At 60.7% G+C, this 16,147-nt stretch carries 18 protein-coding genes; 12 read left to right on the top strand and 6 right to left on the bottom strand.

Annotated features, from left to right (window positions below; genetic code table 11):
- The first annotated feature begins 133 nt into the window (after positions 1–133).
- From B5E56_RS05685 to B5E56_RS05660, 6 genes are all read left to right on the top strand, one after another.
- Positions 134–313 (top strand): hypothetical protein, encoded by a 180-nt coding sequence (locus tag B5E56_RS05685; RefSeq protein ID WP_087187882.1) that lies wholly within the window; start codon positions 134–136, stop codon positions 311–313.
- The gene (locus tag B5E56_RS05680) at positions 310–966 is read left to right on the top strand and encodes a ComF family protein (protein ID WP_087388978.1); all 657 of its coding nucleotides are present in this window, start codon (positions 310–312) and stop codon (positions 964–966) included. The genes B5E56_RS05685 and B5E56_RS05680 overlap by 4 nt, the downstream gene beginning before the upstream one ends.
- 192 nt (positions 967–1,158) lie before the next feature.
- A complete protein-coding gene (gene mreB / locus B5E56_RS05675) occupies positions 1,159–2,181 on the top strand; it encodes a rod shape-determining protein (protein ID WP_087388977.1) in 1,023 nt (340 codons plus the stop codon).
- Between the two features lie 184 nt (positions 2,182–2,365).
- Positions 2,366–3,385 (top strand): ABC transporter substrate-binding protein, encoded by a 1,020-nt coding sequence (locus tag B5E56_RS05670; protein ID WP_087388976.1) that lies wholly within the window; start codon positions 2,366–2,368, stop codon positions 3,383–3,385.
- A gap of 96 nt (positions 3,386–3,481) precedes the next feature.
- Positions 3,482–4,429, top strand: a complete 948-nt coding sequence (locus B5E56_RS05665) for an ABC transporter permease (protein ID WP_087388975.1) — start codon at positions 3,482–3,484, stop codon at positions 4,427–4,429.
- A complete protein-coding gene (locus B5E56_RS05660; protein WP_087268478.1) occupies positions 4,422–5,201 on the top strand; it encodes an ABC transporter ATP-binding protein in 780 nt (259 codons plus the stop codon). Before B5E56_RS05665 ends, B5E56_RS05660 begins: the two co-directional genes overlap by 8 nt.
- 50 nt (positions 5,202–5,251) lie before the next feature.
- Here B5E56_RS05660 and B5E56_RS05655 read toward each other — a convergent pair whose 3' ends face one another.
- The gene (locus tag B5E56_RS05655) at positions 5,252–6,043 is read right to left on the bottom strand and encodes a type III pantothenate kinase (protein ID WP_242958780.1); all 792 of its coding nucleotides are present in this window, start codon (positions 6,041–6,043) and stop codon (positions 5,252–5,254) included.
- 12 nt (positions 6,044–6,055) lie between these two features.
- On the bottom strand, positions 6,056–6,523 hold the full coding sequence (locus B5E56_RS05650) for a metallophosphoesterase family protein (protein WP_087388974.1): 468 nt from the start codon (positions 6,521–6,523) through the stop codon (positions 6,056–6,058).
- A 72-nt stretch (positions 6,524–6,595) separates the two neighbouring features.
- Between B5E56_RS05650 and B5E56_RS05645 the strand changes: the two genes are divergently transcribed.
- Genes B5E56_RS05645 through B5E56_RS05635 form a run of 3 tightly spaced genes read left to right on the top strand, consistent with a single transcriptional unit; the run spans position 6,596 to position 7,568 of the window.
- Positions 6,596–6,856 carry a hypothetical protein gene (locus B5E56_RS05645; RefSeq protein WP_087187878.1) on the top strand — a complete coding sequence of 87 codons (261 nt, stop codon included), beginning with the start codon at positions 6,596–6,598 and terminating at the stop codon, positions 6,854–6,856.
- Positions 6,857–6,880: 24 nt separating this feature from the next.
- Positions 6,881–7,300, top strand: coding sequence for a hypothetical protein (locus tag B5E56_RS05640; protein ID WP_087268470.1), 420 nt, complete (start codon positions 6,881–6,883; stop codon positions 7,298–7,300).
- Positions 7,293–7,568, top strand: coding sequence for a hypothetical protein (locus tag B5E56_RS05635; protein ID WP_087187876.1), 276 nt, complete (start codon positions 7,293–7,295; stop codon positions 7,566–7,568). Before B5E56_RS05640 ends, B5E56_RS05635 begins: the two co-directional genes overlap by 8 nt.
- Here the strand turns inward: B5E56_RS05635 and B5E56_RS05630 are convergent.
- From B5E56_RS05630 to trpS, 4 genes are read right to left on the bottom strand one after another with little or no spacing between them, the layout of a single operon-like run.
- Positions 7,565–8,320, bottom strand: a complete 756-nt coding sequence (locus tag B5E56_RS05630; RefSeq protein ID WP_087388973.1) for a hypothetical protein — start codon at positions 8,318–8,320, stop codon at positions 7,565–7,567. The genes B5E56_RS05635 and B5E56_RS05630 overlap by 4 nt on opposite strands.
- A 52-nt stretch (positions 8,321–8,372) precedes the next feature.
- Positions 8,373–9,521 carry a non-hydrolyzing UDP-N-acetylglucosamine 2-epimerase gene (gene wecB, locus B5E56_RS05625; protein WP_087187874.1) on the bottom strand — a complete coding sequence of 383 codons (1,149 nt, stop codon included), beginning with the start codon at positions 9,519–9,521 and terminating at the stop codon, positions 8,373–8,375.
- Positions 9,518–10,633, bottom strand: coding sequence for an MraY family glycosyltransferase (locus B5E56_RS05620; protein WP_087187873.1), 1,116 nt, complete (start codon positions 10,631–10,633; stop codon positions 9,518–9,520). Before B5E56_RS05620 ends, wecB begins: the two co-directional genes overlap by 4 nt.
- A gap of 22 nt (positions 10,634–10,655) precedes the next feature.
- A complete protein-coding gene (gene trpS / locus B5E56_RS05615) occupies positions 10,656–11,657 on the bottom strand; it encodes a tryptophan--tRNA ligase (RefSeq protein ID WP_087388972.1) in 1,002 nt (333 codons plus the stop codon).
- Positions 11,658–11,836: 179 nt separating this feature from the next.
- Between trpS and gltX the strand changes: the two genes are divergently transcribed.
- The 3 genes from gltX (at position 11,837) to B5E56_RS05600 (ending at position 16,106) form a co-directional block, all read left to right on the top strand.
- Positions 11,837–13,321: a glutamate--tRNA ligase gene (gltX, locus tag B5E56_RS05610; protein ID WP_087388971.1), complete on the top strand. Its 1,485-nt coding sequence runs from the start codon at positions 11,837–11,839 to the stop codon at positions 13,319–13,321.
- A gap of 54 nt (positions 13,322–13,375) precedes the next feature.
- Positions 13,376–14,734: a PepSY1/2 domain-containing protein gene (locus B5E56_RS05605; RefSeq protein ID WP_087388970.1), complete on the top strand. Its 1,359-nt coding sequence runs from the start codon at positions 13,376–13,378 to the stop codon at positions 14,732–14,734.
- Between the two features lie 193 nt (positions 14,735–14,927).
- A complete protein-coding gene (locus B5E56_RS05600) occupies positions 14,928–16,106 on the top strand; it encodes an iron-containing alcohol dehydrogenase (RefSeq protein WP_087187869.1) in 1,179 nt (392 codons plus the stop codon).
- Positions 16,107–16,147 lie beyond the last annotated feature (41 nt).

Below are 16,147 nucleotides of genomic sequence, written 5' to 3'. Positions count from 1 at the left end.
CGCCCGCCCATCCCATCTAGTCGAATTTTGTGCGTGCAATTTTGTGCACTCCCCCATATTCCACCCAAACTTTCATACTATATATCCAGGATGCGTGCAATCGCACGCAAAGCAGGATGGAGGTGTGAAAGATATGGGAAAAGAAGTCAAACACATTGGCTTACGGGTCACGCCTGAGATCCATCAGAAACTGCGGTATATTGCATCTTATGAGGGCAGAACCATCAATGGACAGGCACATTATCTGATCCAAAGCTGCATCCGGGAATTTGAAAAGGAGCACGGGCCGATTCCGGCGGAGGGATCAAAATGAGCGGGCCGCTGGGCTTTGTGCTGGACCTGCTCTTCCCGCCCAAGTGCGTGTTCTGCGGGAAGGTGCTGGACTCCGGCGAAAGCGGCTTCTGCCGGCGCTGCCAGCGGGAACTGCCCTGGCTCACCGACGGCGAAGCGGAACTGACAGGGGAATTTTTCTCTCTGTGTGCCGCGCCGCTGCGCTATCAGGACAAGGTGCGAGATTCCATCCACCGGTACAAATTTAAAGGACGCCGTGGCTATCATAAAGTATACGGCAAATTGGTGGCCCAGTGTGTCCACGATCATTTGGACGGGCGGTACGATCTCATCACCTGGGTGCCTCTCTCCGACCGGCGAAAGAGAGAGCGTGGCTACGATCAGGCCTTCCTGCTGGCCAGCGCCGCCGCTCTGGAGCTGGGAGATGTGGCGGTGGAGACCCTGCGGAAGGAGCGGAATACCGATCCCCAGTCCGGTATCACCGAGGATGCCCAGCGCCGGGCCAATGTACTGGGTGCCTACACCCCGGTGGACCCGGAGCTGGTGGCGGGAAAGCGGGTCCTGCTCATTGACGATGTGGTAACCACCGGTTCCACCCTGTCCGAATGCGCCCGCACCCTGCGTACCATGGGGGCAGAGGATGTGGTGTGCGCCGCCCTTGCCCGGGCCAGATAGGCGGTCTGACCGGTCATCTGCCGGGAAAATTCAGAAAATTAGCGGAAATTTACGTTGAAATGGCGGGCATACTTCTGTATAATATAGAGGATTCAGACTGGGGCATTGCATCATCCAGTCTTGTTTGACTGAGTTGGCTTTCTGGTCAGTCATCACCATTCATCATACAGAGTAAAACGTCGAGGTGCAGGTATGTTCAGTAAAGATATCGGTATCGACCTGGGTACTGCTTCTATCCTGGTCTATGTAAAGGGCAAGGGCGTGGTCCTGCGGGAGCCCTCCGTGGTGGCCATTGACAAGAATACGGGCAAGCTGCTCAAAGTGGGCACTGAGGCTCAGCAGATGCTGGGCCGTACCCCCGGCAACATTGTGGCCATCCGTCCCCTGCGGGAGGGCGTTATCTCCGACTACGACATGACCGAGCGGATGCTCAAGGAGTTCATCCGCAAGGTGACCTCCTTCCGGCTGTTCAAGCCCCGCATTGTTATCTGCGTTCCCTCCGGCATCACCGAGGTGGAGGAGCGTGCCGTCATCGACGCCGGCATCCAGGCCGGCGCCCGCCGGGTGTACCTCATTGAGGAGCCCGTAGCCGCTGCCATTGGCGCCGGTATCGACATCGCCAAGCCCGACGGCCACATGATCGTGGACATCGGCGGCGGCACCACTGATATCGCCGTCATCTCCCTGTCCGGCATCGTGGAGTCCACCTCCATCAAGATCGCCGGCGACCAGTTCGACGAGGCCATTGTCAAGTATATCCGCCGCAAGCATAACGTGCTCATCGGCGAGCGTACTGCCGAGGAACTGAAGATGCAGATTGGCTGTGTGTTCCCCCGCCCCGAGGAGCAGACCATCGAGATCAAGGGCCGCTGCCTGATGACCGGCCTGCCCCGGGTATTCTCCGTCTCCTCCAGCGAAATGATCGAGGCCTTCGAGGAGGTCTCCACCCGCATCCTGGAGGCCATCCACGGCGTGCTGGAGCGTACGCCCCCCGAGCTGGTGGCCGATATCTCCACCAACGGTATCTGCATGACCGGCGGCGGCTCCCTGGTCTGGGGCTTCGACAAGCTGATCGAGTCCCACACCGGCATCGAGACCCATGTAGCCGATGACGCCATCTCCTGCGTGGCCTACGGTACCGGCAAGAGCCTGGACGACGTGGACTCCATGCAGGACGGCACCATCAACCTGTCCCGCCGCAAGCAGATGAATTAAATCTTGCCGAATTTCTTCCGGAGTGCTGCAATTCTTGCAGCGCTCCGTTTTTTTTGCTCTATGTTCGTCAAAAAAATATCATACTTGACTTTTGGCCTTTTAAGTGCTAAACTGCAAAATCAGTATAAGTGCTTCCTGTATCTCTCAGATATGGGGAGGCAAACAAGGAAAAGAGGTCAATCTCATGAATAAGCGTATCTCAGCCGGACTGCTCACCGGCGCACTGGCTCTCACCCTCACCGCCTGCGGCGGCGGCACCTCCGGCGCCGCCAGTTCCCCCGCCGGCAACTCCCAGACTCCCTCCGGCGGAGAACCCGCCGCCAGCGGCGAGACCTACACCGTAGGCATCTGCCAGCAGATGACCCACGATGCGCTGGACGCCGCCACCCAGGGCTTCAAGGACGCCCTCAATGAGAAGCTGCCCGGCCAGGTGACCTTTGAGGAGCAGGACGCCGGCGGCGAATACGCCAACTGCGGCACTATTATGGACGGCTTTGTGGCCGATCAGGTGGACCTGATTCTTGCCAACGCCACCTATCCCCTCCAGGCCGCCGCCTCTGCCACCGCCGACATTCCCATTCTGGGCACCTCGGTGACCGACTACGCCACCGCCCTCTCCATCACCGACTGGACCGGCACCGTGGGCGGCAACATCTCCGGCACCTCCGACCTGGCTCCCCTGGACCAGCAGGCCGCCATGCTCAATGAGCTCTTCCCCGACGCCCAGAACGTAGGCCTGCTCTACTGCTCCGGCGAGCCCAATTCGGTCTATCAGGTACAGACCATCCAGGGCTATCTGGAGGATATGGGCTACACCTGCACCCAGTATGCCTTCACCGACGTCAACGACCTGTCCTCCGTGACCCAGACCGCCTGTGACAGTTCCGACGTGATCTACATCCCCACCGATAACACCGCCGCCGCCAACACTGAGACCATCGCCAACGTGGTTCTCCCCGCCGGCGTGCCGGTGATCGCCGGTGAGTCCGGTATCTGCTCCGGCTGCGGTGTGGCCACCCTGTCCATCAGCTACTACGACATCGGCTACAAGACCGGTGAGATGGCCGCCCAGATCCTGACCGGCGAGGCGGACATCTCCACCATGCCCATCGAGTACGCCCCCACGGTGACCAAGATGTACAACGCCGCCAACTGCGAGACTCTGGGGCTGACCATGCCTGAGGACTACGAGCCCATCGCCTGAGCACCCACGCCCAGACAAAAGAGCGGAGAAGGGACTTCCCTTCTCCGCCCTTTTCCGGTATGCGATGCAAGATTTTAATCATTTGGAGGCAGAATCATGGACTTCCTGTTCTCATTTTTCAACTCTCTGCCCGGCGCCTTCGGCCAGGGACTGGCCTGGGGCATCATGGCCATTGGGGTGTATATCACCTTCCGCATCCTGGATATTGCCGACCTGACGGTGGACGGCTCCCTGGCCACCGGCGGCGCGGTGGCGGCCCTGTTTATCAGCCAGGGCTGGAACCCCTGGCTGGCCCTGCTGATGGCCGTCATCGCCGGAATGCTGGCGGGACTGATTACCGGCCTGCTCCACACCGCCTGCGGCATCCCCGCTATTCTGGCCGGTATCCTGACCCAGCTGGCCCTCTACTCCATTAACCTGCGCATCATGGCTCTCTGGAGCGACGCCAAGACCAAGGCCACCCTGGCCCTCAGCGTGGACAAGCAGGATCTGCTGGTCTCCTCCCGCTACATCCGGGAGCTTGACCTGACCAATCCCCTGTTTCTGCTGGCCATCTTTACGGTGGTGCTCATTGCCGTGCTCTACTGGTTCTTCGGCACGGAGCTGGGCTGCGCCCTGCGGGCCACCGGCGCCAATCAGGCCATGGCCCGGGCCCAGGGCATCAACACCAGCTGGTGCAAGGTACTGGGTCTGGTGGTGTCCAACGGCCTTGTGGCCCTGTCCGGCGCTCTGCTGGCCCAGTATCAGGGCAGCTCCACCGTGGATATGGGCCGTGGCGCCATCGTCATCGGCCTGGCCGCCGTCATCATCGGCGAGGTGCTGCTGGGCAAGGTGTTCCGAAACTTCGCCCTGAAGCTGCTCTCCGCCGTCATCGGCTCCATCATCTACTACATCGTGCTCCAGTTCGTGCTGCGCCTGGGCCTGGAGTCCACCGACCTGAAGCTGCTCTCCGCCGTGGTGGTGGCCCTGTTCCTCAGCATCCCCTACTGGAAGGGCAAGTACTTCACCAAGACGGTTCGAAAGGAGGCATCGCGCAATGCTTGAGGTGCGTGATCTCTACAAGACCTTCAACGCCGGCACCATCAACGAAAAACGGGCCATGAACGGCCTGTCCCTCACGCTGGAGGACGGGGACTTCGTTACCGTCATCGGCGGCAACGGCGCAGGCAAATCCACCCTGCTCAATCTGGTAGCCGGGGTCTTCCCTCCCGACAGCGGCACCATCTCCATTGACGGCCAGAATGTGACCAAGCTGCCCGAGCACAAGCGGGCCAAATTCATCGGCCGGGTCTTTCAGGACCCCATGATGGGTACCGCCGCCACCATGGGCATTGAGGAAAATCTGGCGCTGGCTTTCCGCCGGGGCCAGGGCCGGGGACTGCGCTACGGCATCACCAACGCCGAGCGCAAGCAGTACCGGGAGAAGCTGGCCATCCTGGGCCTGGGGCTGGAGGACCGGCTCACCAGCAAGGTGGGCCTGCTCTCAGGCGGCCAGCGGCAGGCCCTCACCCTGCTGATGGCCACCCTGAAAAAGCCCAAGCTGCTGCTGCTGGACGAGCATACCGCCGCCCTGGACCCCAAGACGGCGGCCAAGGTGCTGGAGACCACCGAGCGGATCGTCCGCCGGGACAAGCTCACCACCCTGATGATCACCCACAATATGCGGGATGCCATTGCCCACGGCAACCGGCTCATCATGATGGACAGCGGCCAGATCGTGGCGGACATTCGGGGGGAGGAGAAGCAGAATCTCACCGTTCAGGACCTGCTGGACAAGTTCCATGTGGAGAATGACCGGATGCTCCTCAGCGAATAGGAGAAACGAATCAAAAATGCCTGGGTACCAAGGTACCCAGGCATTTTTACTTACAGGCTCTGTATGCCCTTCTCCCGCTCATAGATGATGCGCAGGCCGTCCAGCACCAGCCGGGGGTCCACCACATCGATGAGGTCGGTATTGTCCGCCACCATCCGGGCCAGCCCACCGGTGGCGATCACCTTCACGTCCGGCTCGCCGATCTCCTTCTTGGCCTGACGGATCAGGTATTCAATGGCTCCGATATAACCCATCACCGCTCCTGCCTGGATCTGGCCCACGGCGGTGGTACCCAGCACGGTAGCCGGTTTCACCAGCTCCACCCGGGGCAACAAAGCAGTCTTTTGGAACAACCCGTCGATAGATACCCGTACCCCGGCGGTGATACAGCCGCCCAGGTACACCCCGTCCCGACTCACCGCGTCCAGGGTAGTGGCGGTGCCGAAGTCCAGCACAATCAGAGGTTTCCCGTATTTGGCCATGGCAGCGATGTCGGCCGCCGCCCGGTCGGGACCCAACCGCTCCTCACTGGCACAGGGCACATAGGGAAGCCGGGGGTCCAGTCCATCGTCCAGCACCAGAGGGGTCTTGCCCACATACTTTTTCATGGCGTTGGTGAGGGTGTGCATCACCTGGGGCACCACCGAGCCGATCACCACATCCTCGATCTGGTCCAGCTCCAGGCCGAAGCGCTGGAAATACTGGCACACCAGCAGCCCCAGCTCATCAGAGGTGCGGTCGCTGTCCGTCATGGTGCGGAAGCTGCCCTTCAGCTCCGCCCCCTCATAAATGCCGAACACCATATTGGTGTTGCCCACGTCCACCGCAAGCAGCATAGCCATCCTTCCCTTCTCTTATAAATGACTGAGGTAACACACCGCGCCGCCATCCTCCAGGACAGCCACAGCGTAGGTGTGAGGTCCAAAGGTACCAACCGAACCGGGATTCACGATCCACATCCCGTTTTCAAACTCGCAGAAGGCCTCATGGGTGTGGCCAAAGCACAGCAGATGGGCCCCTGCTTCCCTGGCCGCCCGCACCGCCATTCCCATACCCATCTTCACATGGTAGATGTGGCCGTGGGTCATCAGAATCTTACAGCCCTCCAGGGTAAAAACCCGCTCCTCCGGCAGGTCGGGCCGTCGTCCGTCGCAGTTGCCGGGGACGTAGGTTACCGGGATGTTGGGGAACTTGGCGGCCAGGTCCTCGGCGTCCCGGGCCAAATCCCCCAGGTGGAGGATGCGATCAGGGCTCTCCAGCCGCACAATATCCTCCATGTTGGCCACATTGCCATGGGAATCAGAAAAAATCAGCAGTTTCATACAATCACCTTCTCAAGGGCGGTACATATAATGAAGTGAACGCCACTATATATTAGGGATGGAGTTGATGATATGGGTCAGAACAAAACCGATCCCACCGCCGCCCTGGAGCACAACCGGGCCCTGCTGGAGCAGGTGATCCACTCCCCGGACGCCCAGCGGCTGATGGAATTGCTCAATCAAAATGCCGGCGGCAAGCTGAAAACCGCCGCCGCATCTGCCGCTCTGGGGGATACCAAAGATCTGCTGGCCATGGTGCGCCAGGTGATGCAGAACCCAGAGGGCGCCAAACTGGTGGAACGGCTCAATCAAACCGCTCCCAAACAGGACTGATTTTACGCCAAGGAGGGATGGCCCGTGGCCCAGTTGGAAGAACAACTCAACCAGATCCTGGGCAATCCCCAAGCCATGGAACAGATCATGTCCCTGGCCCAGTCCCTCTCGGGCAAGCAGGAGGAGCAGGCATCCGAACAGCCCGCGGCAGAACCGGAGTCTGAACCGGCCGACCAGCCGCCGGCAGAGAGCGACACTCCCTCCCCCCTGTCCGCCCTGGACGGGCTGGACCCCAGGCTGCTGCGGATGGGGATGGGGCTTTTGTCGGAGTATTCCGCCCAGGACGATAAAAAGACCGCCCTGCTGGCCGCACTCAAGCCCTTTCTCAAGCCGGAGCGGCAGGAAAAGATGGATCAGGCCGTCCGCATCGCCCGGCTTACCCGGGTGATCCGGACAGCGCTGCGGATGTTCCGTGACCGCGGAGAGGAGGAGGACGATGTATAACCGCTACATCCCCAACGGCACCTCCTATACCAGGATACCCCAGGAGGATGCCCCCTCTCCCCCGCCCCGGGAAGAGAAGCGCCCCCCAAAGGCGGGGGGCAAAAAGAAAGCGGGCGCGCTGGGTGAGCTGCTGAAAAGCCTGAAGCTGGACAGTCTGGACACCGGGGATGTGCTGCTTCTGCTCATCCTGCTCTTTCTCTTTCTGGAGGGGGACGACATGGAACTGGTCATCACCCTGGCTCTGGTGCTGCTGTTGGGACTCAATTAACTCAGGTCGTGGAGCACCGTACCATCGGGCAGCACAAAGGATGCGTTTTCCGGCACGGGCCGGTCCACCGAAAAGGCGCTCATCCGATAAATCAGCTGACCTTCCAGCCTGGTTTCCGCACAGGAGAGCAAGCCGCTGTCCGTGGAGATCCAGTATCGCTCTACATAGCCCTGACTGTCGGGCACGGTCTCCACAAAGATACAGGAGACGCCCTCTTTATCCTCATAGCCGGCATCGGCAATATCCGACTGCTTCAGCTTGAGCACATCCTCATAGGTGGGGATACGCTGACCTTCCAGATCGGCGGAGTCCTCATCCGCCGCCCCGGTAAGCACCCGGCTATTCCCCTCGTACCAGAGCCAGAACTGATCATCCCCTACAATGGAATGGCGGACGGTACCGCCGGGCAGCGTGGCAGTGGTGTGGGTCCAGCCATCATCCACCCACACGGTAGCGTGGGTAACACCGCTCTGGCCCTCTCCCCAGAAATCCTCAATGGTCACATTCCGTCCGTAACTCTCCGGCCGAGTCAGGGTGTGCTCCACCACATACTGTACTGTCTCAGTGGTGATCTCCACCCGCACATACTCCTCCTCCCCTGCCGGCTCCTGGGACTGGCTGGCCGCCGGGGTAGGAAGCTGGATTTTGGCGGTATCAGGCTCAAAAAGGCCGAGCCCAAAGCTGGAGAGCATGGCGACAGTAATGACGATGCCGATGAGCACCACCAGGATATTCCGATTGCGCCGTTCCATGCCGCTCCCTCCTCAGGCTCGACCAAGGGATCTGATCTATTCACAAACTTGCTTAAACGCCGAACTCCTCCGGCTTATCACTTCTCAGGCCGAACTGCCACTCGATAGCATCCACAATTCTGCGGCAGGCAAAGCCGTCGCCGTAGGGGTTGACTGCGTGGGCCATTTCATGGTAGGCCTTCTCGTCGGTCAGCAGCTCAGAGGCCATACGGAAGATGGTCTCCTCCTCAGTACCGGCGATCTTGACGGTACCGGCTTCCACGGCCTCGGGCCGCTCAGTCTCCCGCCGCAGGACAAGCACAGGCCGTGCCAGGGCCGGGGCCTCCTCCTGCAAGCCGCCGGAGTCGGTCATCACCAAATAGGACCGGGCCATCAGGTTGTGCATCTCCTCCACATCCAGAGGATCGATGAGGTGGATGCGCTGGTGGCCGGACAGGTACTTGGCCGCCGCCTCCCGCACCACGGGAGACAGGTGGACCGGATACACCAGTTCCACATCCTCAAAGGACTCCGCCACCCGGCGGAGGGCGGTCATAATATTGGCCATGGGCTGGCCGTAATTCTCCCGCCGGTGACAGGTGACCAGAATGATTTTTTTGTGCTCATAGTCCAGCTGGTTGAGCAGCTCAGTCGAAAAGTGATAATCCTTTACAACCGTTGTCTTAAGGGCGTCAATGACGGTATTGCCGGTGATAAACACCCCGTCGGTGATGTCCTCCCGGGCCAGATTGGCCACGTTGCTCTTCGTGGGACAGAAATGCAGGTCGGCAATGTCGCCCACCAGCTTCCGGTTCATCTCCTCCGGGAAGGGGGAGTACTTGTCCCACGTCCGCAGACCGGCCTCCACATGGCCCACCTTGACCTGATGGTAGAAGGCGGCCAGAGCACCGGCAAAGGTGGTGGAGGTGTCGCCGTGAACCAGCACCAGATCGGGCTTGGCCTGCTCCAGCACCTCCTCCATGCCCAGCAGACACTTGGTGGTGATGGTGGACAGAGTCTGTCGGGGCTCCATGATATTCAGGTCGTAGTCCGGCTTCAGATGGAAGATGTCCAGCACGGAGTCCAGCATCTGTCGGTGCTGGGCGGTGACGCAGCAGATGGAGGTGATGCCCGGACGGTTTTGAAGCTCCTGCACCAGGGGGGCCATTTTAATGGCCTCCGGCCGGGTGCCGAAGATGGTCATAACACGGATCTCTTTCATTTCTGCTCCTCCTCCGGACTTTCTTCCGGCTGCTCCTCAGATGCTTTTCCCTTCTCCATATCCTTCCGGTTATTGCTCAGAAAGATATGTCCGGCAATGGCGCCGGCAAAACACAAGGCCATCAGCAGCAGCATGGCCTTCACCGGTCCGCTGGTGGTGAGCACCACGGCGGACAGACCCAGAATACCGCTGATGATATAGAGCACCGCCACCGCCTGCTTCTGGTTGAAGCCCATGTCGATGAGCCGGTGATGCACATGGCTGCGGTCAGCGTGCATGGGACTCTGGCCGTGGGCAATGCGGCGGATGAAGGCAAAACAGGTGTCGAAGATGGGCAGGCCCAGCATCAGGAAGGGCACGGCAAAGGAGATAATGGTATAGAACTTGAACAGGCCGTTGACCGACACCACCGCCAGGATATAGCCCAGGAAGGTGGAGCCGGTGTCGCCCATGAAGATCTTGGCGGGGTTCATGTTGTAGGGCAAAAAGCCGATACACCCGCCGGCCAGAGCGGCCATGAGCAGGGCCACGTCGCCCTCGCTGACCACCAGGGCGATGACCAGCAGCGTCATGGAGCTGATGGTGGAGACACCGCAGGCCAGGCCGTCCAGGCCGTCGATCAGGTTGACGGCATTGGTGATGGCCACGATCCACAACACTGTCACCGGGATGGACAGCCAGCCCAGATCCCAGTACAGATTGGAAGAAAAGACGTTGGGATTGGACAGGGTCTCGATCACGTTGCCCGACAGCACCGCCACCAGGGCGGCACCGATCTGGATCAGAAACTTCAGCTTGGCGCCCAGAGCATAGATATCGTCAAAAATACCCAGCACCACGATGATGGTGGCGCCCAGCAGCATTCCCCGCATCTGGGCGTTCAGATCCAGGAAGAGCAGTACGCTGAGCAGGAAGCCCAGGTAAATGGCAAGGCCTCCCATCCGGGGAATAGGATGATCGTGCATCCGGCGGTTGTCCTTGGGTACGTCCACCGCGCCCACCTTAAAGGCCAGGCTCTTGACCACCGGCGTGGCAATCAGCGCCACCAAAAAGGCCACCACCAGAGCGGCCGCCACCATCCCCAGCAGGGGAAGCTCGGAATTGATTGGCATAGGAAAGATGCTCCTTTATCTCTCAGCGGGGGATGAAGCCCACTTTTTTATGGACCTTACGCAGGGTCCGCTGGGCCACCGAGGCGGCCTTCTCTGCGCCGGCGCGGTACAGGCCCTCCAGATAGGCCTTGTCGCCCAGCAGGCGCACCGTCTCCTCCCGGACAGGCCGGAGCAGTTCCACCACGGCCGCACCCACAGCGGGCTTGAAGGCGCCGTAGCCCTTGCCCTCAAACTCCACCTCGATCTGCTCATAGGTCTTGCCGGTAACGGCGGCATAGATGTCAATGAGGGTGGCCACGCCGGGCTTGTTGGCACGGTCATAGCGGACACAGTTTTCCGTGTCGCTGTCGGTGATGGCACGCTTGAACTTGCGCATAATATCGTCGGGGCTGTCCATCAGATAGACGCAGCCCTCGGGGATGGACTTGCTCATCTTGCTGTCGGGCTGGTTCAGGCTCATGACCCGGGCGCCCACCTTGGGGATATAGGCGTCAGGCATGGTGAACACATCGCCGTAGATACCGTTGAAGCGCTGGACAATGTTGCGGGTGAGCTCCACGTGCTGCTTCTGGTCCTCCCCCACCGGCACCAGGTCGGCCTGATAGAGCATGATATCGGCGGCCATCAGGGAGGGGTAGGTGAACAGGCCGGCGTTGACGTTGTCGGCGTGCTTGGCGGACTTGTCCTTGAACTGGGTCATGCGGGACAGCTCGCCGAACATGGTGTAGCAGTTGAGCACCCAGGCCAGCTCGGCATGGGCGGGCACGTGGGACTGGATGAACAGGATGGACTTCTCCGGGTCGATGCCGCAGGCCACCAGCTGGGCAAAGAGCTCGATGGTCTGGCGGCGGAGGGCGGCGGGGTCCTGCCGCACGGTAATGGCGTGCTCATCCACCACACAGTAGACACAGTTATATTCGTCCTGCAGGGCTACCCAGTTGCGCAGGGCTCCCAGATAGTTGCCCAGGTGGAGGGCGCCGCTGGGCTGGATGCCGCTGAAGATGACTTTCTTATTCGTTTCCATAACAGGTTCACACCCTTGTCAAGAGATTTCTGCATAGTTGACGATATAATACCACATTTCCCGGCGGTTGACAAGAATAACAGGGCCGCACTATTGACAATTCTAGGGCTGAAACGGTAGAATAAAGGTTACGATTTGACACCCGTCACCCGGGTATTTTGTTCAACGGAGGGATCTGTATGGATCTGAACTGGTTTGAGGAACTGGAGGGCCGCATCCCCCACGACGGCGTGCGCACCCGTTTCGCCCCTTCCCCCACGGGCTATATGCACGTCGGCAACCTGCGTACCGCCCTGTACACCTGGCTCATCGCCCGTCACAACGGCGGTAAATTCATTCTCCGCATCGAGGACACCGACCAGGGCCGTCTGGTGGAGGGCGCCACCGACGTCATCTACAACACCCTGCGCAAGTGCGGCCTGACCTGGGACGAGGGTCCCGATCTGGGCGGCCCTGTGGGCCCCTACATCCAGACCCAGCGCCGGGACCTGTACGGCAAGTTTGCCGAGCTGCTGGTGGAGAAGGGCCACGCCTACTACTGCTTCTGTGAAAAGACCGAATCCGAGGAGGACTCCGGCGATTTTGACCGGGCCGCCGATCCCTGCCGGGATCTGGACCCGGAGGTTGCCAAGGCCCGGGTGGCCGCCGGCGAGCCCTACGTCATCCGCCAGCGCATCCCTGCTGAGGGCACCACCACCTTCTCCGACGCTGTGTTCGGCGATATTACCGTGGAGAACAAGACCCTGGACGACCAGGTGCTCATGAAGCGGGACGGTCTGCCCACCTATAACTTTGCCAACGTCATCGACGACCATCTCATGGGCATCACCCATGTGGTCCGGGGCTCCGAGTACCTGTCCTCCGCTCCCAAGTACAACCTGCTGTACGAGGGCTTCGGCTGGGAGGTGCCCACCTATATCCACTGCTCCCCCGTTATGCGTGACCAGCACAACAAGATGAGCAAGCGCAAGGGCGATCCCTCCTACGAGGACCTCATCGCCATGGGCTACCTGTCCGAAGCGGTGGTGAACTATGTCACCCTGCTGGGCTGGTCCCCCAAGGGCGAGTACGCTGAACGCGAGTTCTTCACTCTGGCTGAACTGGCTGATGTGTTTGACATCGGCGGTATCTCCAAGTCCCCTGCCATCTTTGACATCGAGAAGCTGAAGTACTTCAACGCCAACTACCTCCGCGCCCTCTCACCCGAGGCCTTCTATGAGGGTGCCGAGCCCTACCTGAAGGAAGCCGTCAAGACCGAGGGCATTGACCTGAAGCTCATCGCCCCCCTGGTGCAGCCCCGGTGCGACACCTGGCTGGACATCGCTCCTCAGGTGGACTTCTTCGACGCCCTGCCCGAGTACTCCAATGAGCTTTACTGCCACAAGAAGATGAAGACCAACGAGGAGAACTCCCTGGAGGCCCTGGAGCAGGTGCTGCCCGTGCTGGAGAATCTGCCCGAGTGGACCTACGACGCCATCCACGACGCCCTCATCGGCCTGGCTCAGAAGCTGGAGCTGAAGAACGGTCGCATCATGTGGCCGGTGCGTACCGCCCTGTCTGGTAAGGCGGTCACCCCCGGCGGCGCGGTAGAGCTGTGCCACATTCTGGGCAAGGAGGAGACCCTCCGCCGCATCAAGCTGGGTATGGCTCAGCTGGCAAAATAAGTGTCACATAGTATGCCCCCTTTTACCCATACTAGAGGAAAGGGGGGCGTTTTTATGTCAAAACAAAAGATTCGGGTGCTGGCTGTCAGCTTTCTGGCGGCGGCCTTCGCCATCACCGCCGGCTTTGCCATCCAGGGCCACGCCCAGGCCAGGCAGTACCGGCGGCTGCTGGACAACGGCTACCGCCATGCCTTCGCCGAGCTGGCCACCGCCACGGGAGAACTGGAAGTAGCACTGACCAAAATGAGCCACGCCACCTCCCCCGCCCTGTTCGCCTCTCTGTGCGCCCAGGCCTACTCCAAGGCTCAGGCCGCCCAGGCTGCTCTGGGCGAGCTGCCCTACGGCAATGTGGAGCTGGAGCAGACCGCCGCCTTCCTGGCCCGGGCTGGTGATTACGCCATGGCCCTGGCCCAGGGGACCTCAGCGGAGCTGGTATGCACCGACGAGCACCGAGACGCCCTGTTCCAGCTGTCCGAGGCGGCCGGCGAACTCTCCCTCACCCTGGAGACCCTCCAGGCCCAGCTGAGCGCCGGGGCCATCCGGCCGGAGGATCTGGCGGAGGCCCGGGAGCGGCTGGCGGCCGAGGACGGCAGCGGTCAGGTCAACGGCGGCTCCGCCTTCCAGAGCGTGGAGTCCGACTTCCCCGAGGTACCCACCCTGATCTACGACGGCCCCTTCTCCCAGCACCTGGACGGCCGCACCCCCCGGATGCTGGAGGGCCTGCCCCAGGTCACCGAGGAGGAGGCCAGAGAGGCCGCCGCTTCCTTCCTGGGTCTGCGGCCCGAGGTATTCACCCTCACCGCCAAGTCCGAAGGCAATCTGCCCTCCTACGGCTTCACAGCCATGGTAGACGGCGGCCAGCTCTATATCCAGGTCACCTGTCAGGGCGGACAGATCCTGGAGGTATTCTCCTCCCGCACCGCCGGAGAGGCGGTGCTCAGTCGGGCGGAGGGCTGTGAAAAAGCCGCCGCCTTCCTGGCGGAAAAAGGCTACGCCAATATGGCCCCCAGCTATTTCATGGAACAGGACGGAGTGCTGGCAATCAACTTTGCCCCGGTGGAGAACGGCGTCTACTGCTACCCCGATCTGGTGAAGGTGTCGGTGGCCCTGGACACCGGCGAGGTGGTAGGCTTTGAGGCGGCGGGCTACCTGACCCACCACGGCAGCCGGGACCTGTCCTCCCCCGCCGTGGACGCCCAGACCGCCCAGGCCCTGGTGGACGACTCCCTCACCGTTCTCTCCTACCAGTTGGCTCTCATCCCCACCGGCGGCGAATACGAGGTATTATGCCACGAATTCAAGTGCCAGGCCCAGGACGGCACCCATGTTCTCATCTACGTCAACGCCCAAACCGGCAAGCAGCAGCACATTCTCCTTCTTCTGGAGGCCGAAAACGGCACCTTGGTTCTATGATAAAAGCCACAGCAGGCGTACAGTTGTATGCCTGCTGTGGCTTTTTTGTGGAAATTGGTAGAACCAAAAGTTTGGAACGAATAGTTTCTTCTTCATGGATTGACAAAGAATTAACAATGTGCCATAATAGGGGCCGTAAGATCGTTAAACATTTAACGATCAAAATTGATTGAGACATACGGAGGTACTGATCATGTCCCGTTTTACCCTTCCCAGAGACATCTATTACGGCCCCAACGCCCTGGAAAATCTGAAAAACCTGAAGGGTACCCGCGCGGTACTGGTGCTGGGCGGCGGCTCCATGAAGCGGTTCGGCTTTGTTGACAAGGCGGTGGCCTACCTGAAGGAGGCCGGCATTGAGACCAAGCTCATCGAGAACGTGGAGCCCGACCCCTCTGTGGAAACCGTCATGAGCGGCGCTGCCGTCATGCGGGAGTTCCAGCCCGACTGGATCATCTCCATGGGCGGCGGTTCCCCCATCGACGCCGCCAAGGCCATGTGGGCCTTCTATGAGTATCCCGAGACCACCTTTGAGGATCTGATCACCCCCTTCTCCTTCCCCGAGCTGCGTCAGAAGGCCAAGTTCTGCGCCATCCCCTCCACCTCCGGCACCGCCACCGAGGTTACCGCCTTCTCCGTCATCACCGACTACCAGAAGGGCATCAAGTATCCTCTGGCCGACTTCAACATCACTCCCGACGTGGCCATCATCGACCCCGCCCTGGCCGAGACCATGCCCCCCAAGCTGGTGGCTCACACCGGCATGGACGCTCTGACCCACGCCATCGAGGCCTATGTGTCCACCCTGCACACCGTCTTTACCGATCCTCTGGCCCTGAAGGCCATTGACATTGTGAACCATGATCTCATCAAGTCCTACAACGGCGACATGACTTGCCGTGAGGAGATGCACTACGGTCAGTGCCTGGCCGGTATGGCTTTCTCCAACGCTCTGCTGGGCATCGTTCACTCCATGGCCCACAAGACCGGCGCCGCCTTCTCCACCGGCCACATCACCCATGGCCTGGCCAACGCCATGTACCTGCCCTACGTCATCGCCTACAACGCGAAAGCGCCCGGCGTGGCGGAGCGCTATGCTGACATCGCGAAGACCATGGGCATCACCGGCACCGTGGAGGAGTGCGTGGAGGGCCTGCGTGCCAAGATCCGCTCCATGAACGACGCCATGGGCATCCCCAACACCCTGAAGGACTTCGGCATCATCGAGGACGAGTTCAAGGAGAAGCTGACCGCCATCGCCACCAACGCGGTGGGCGACGCCTGCACCGGCTCCAACCCCCGTCCCATCGATCCCGAGACCATGGCCAAGCTCTTCACCTGCATCTACTACGGTGAAGAAGTCAACTTCTGATCTCCCACAAACCCTTACCCATACATACAAGAGGAGCGCAG

The organism is Flavonifractor sp. An112 (genome assembly GCF_002161085.1).
Lineage (GTDB): Bacteria > Bacillota > Clostridia > Oscillospirales > Oscillospiraceae > Flavonifractor > Flavonifractor avicola.
The sequence above is the reverse complement of the archived record's forward strand: the minus strand, read 5'-3'. Positions and strand labels throughout refer to the sequence as shown.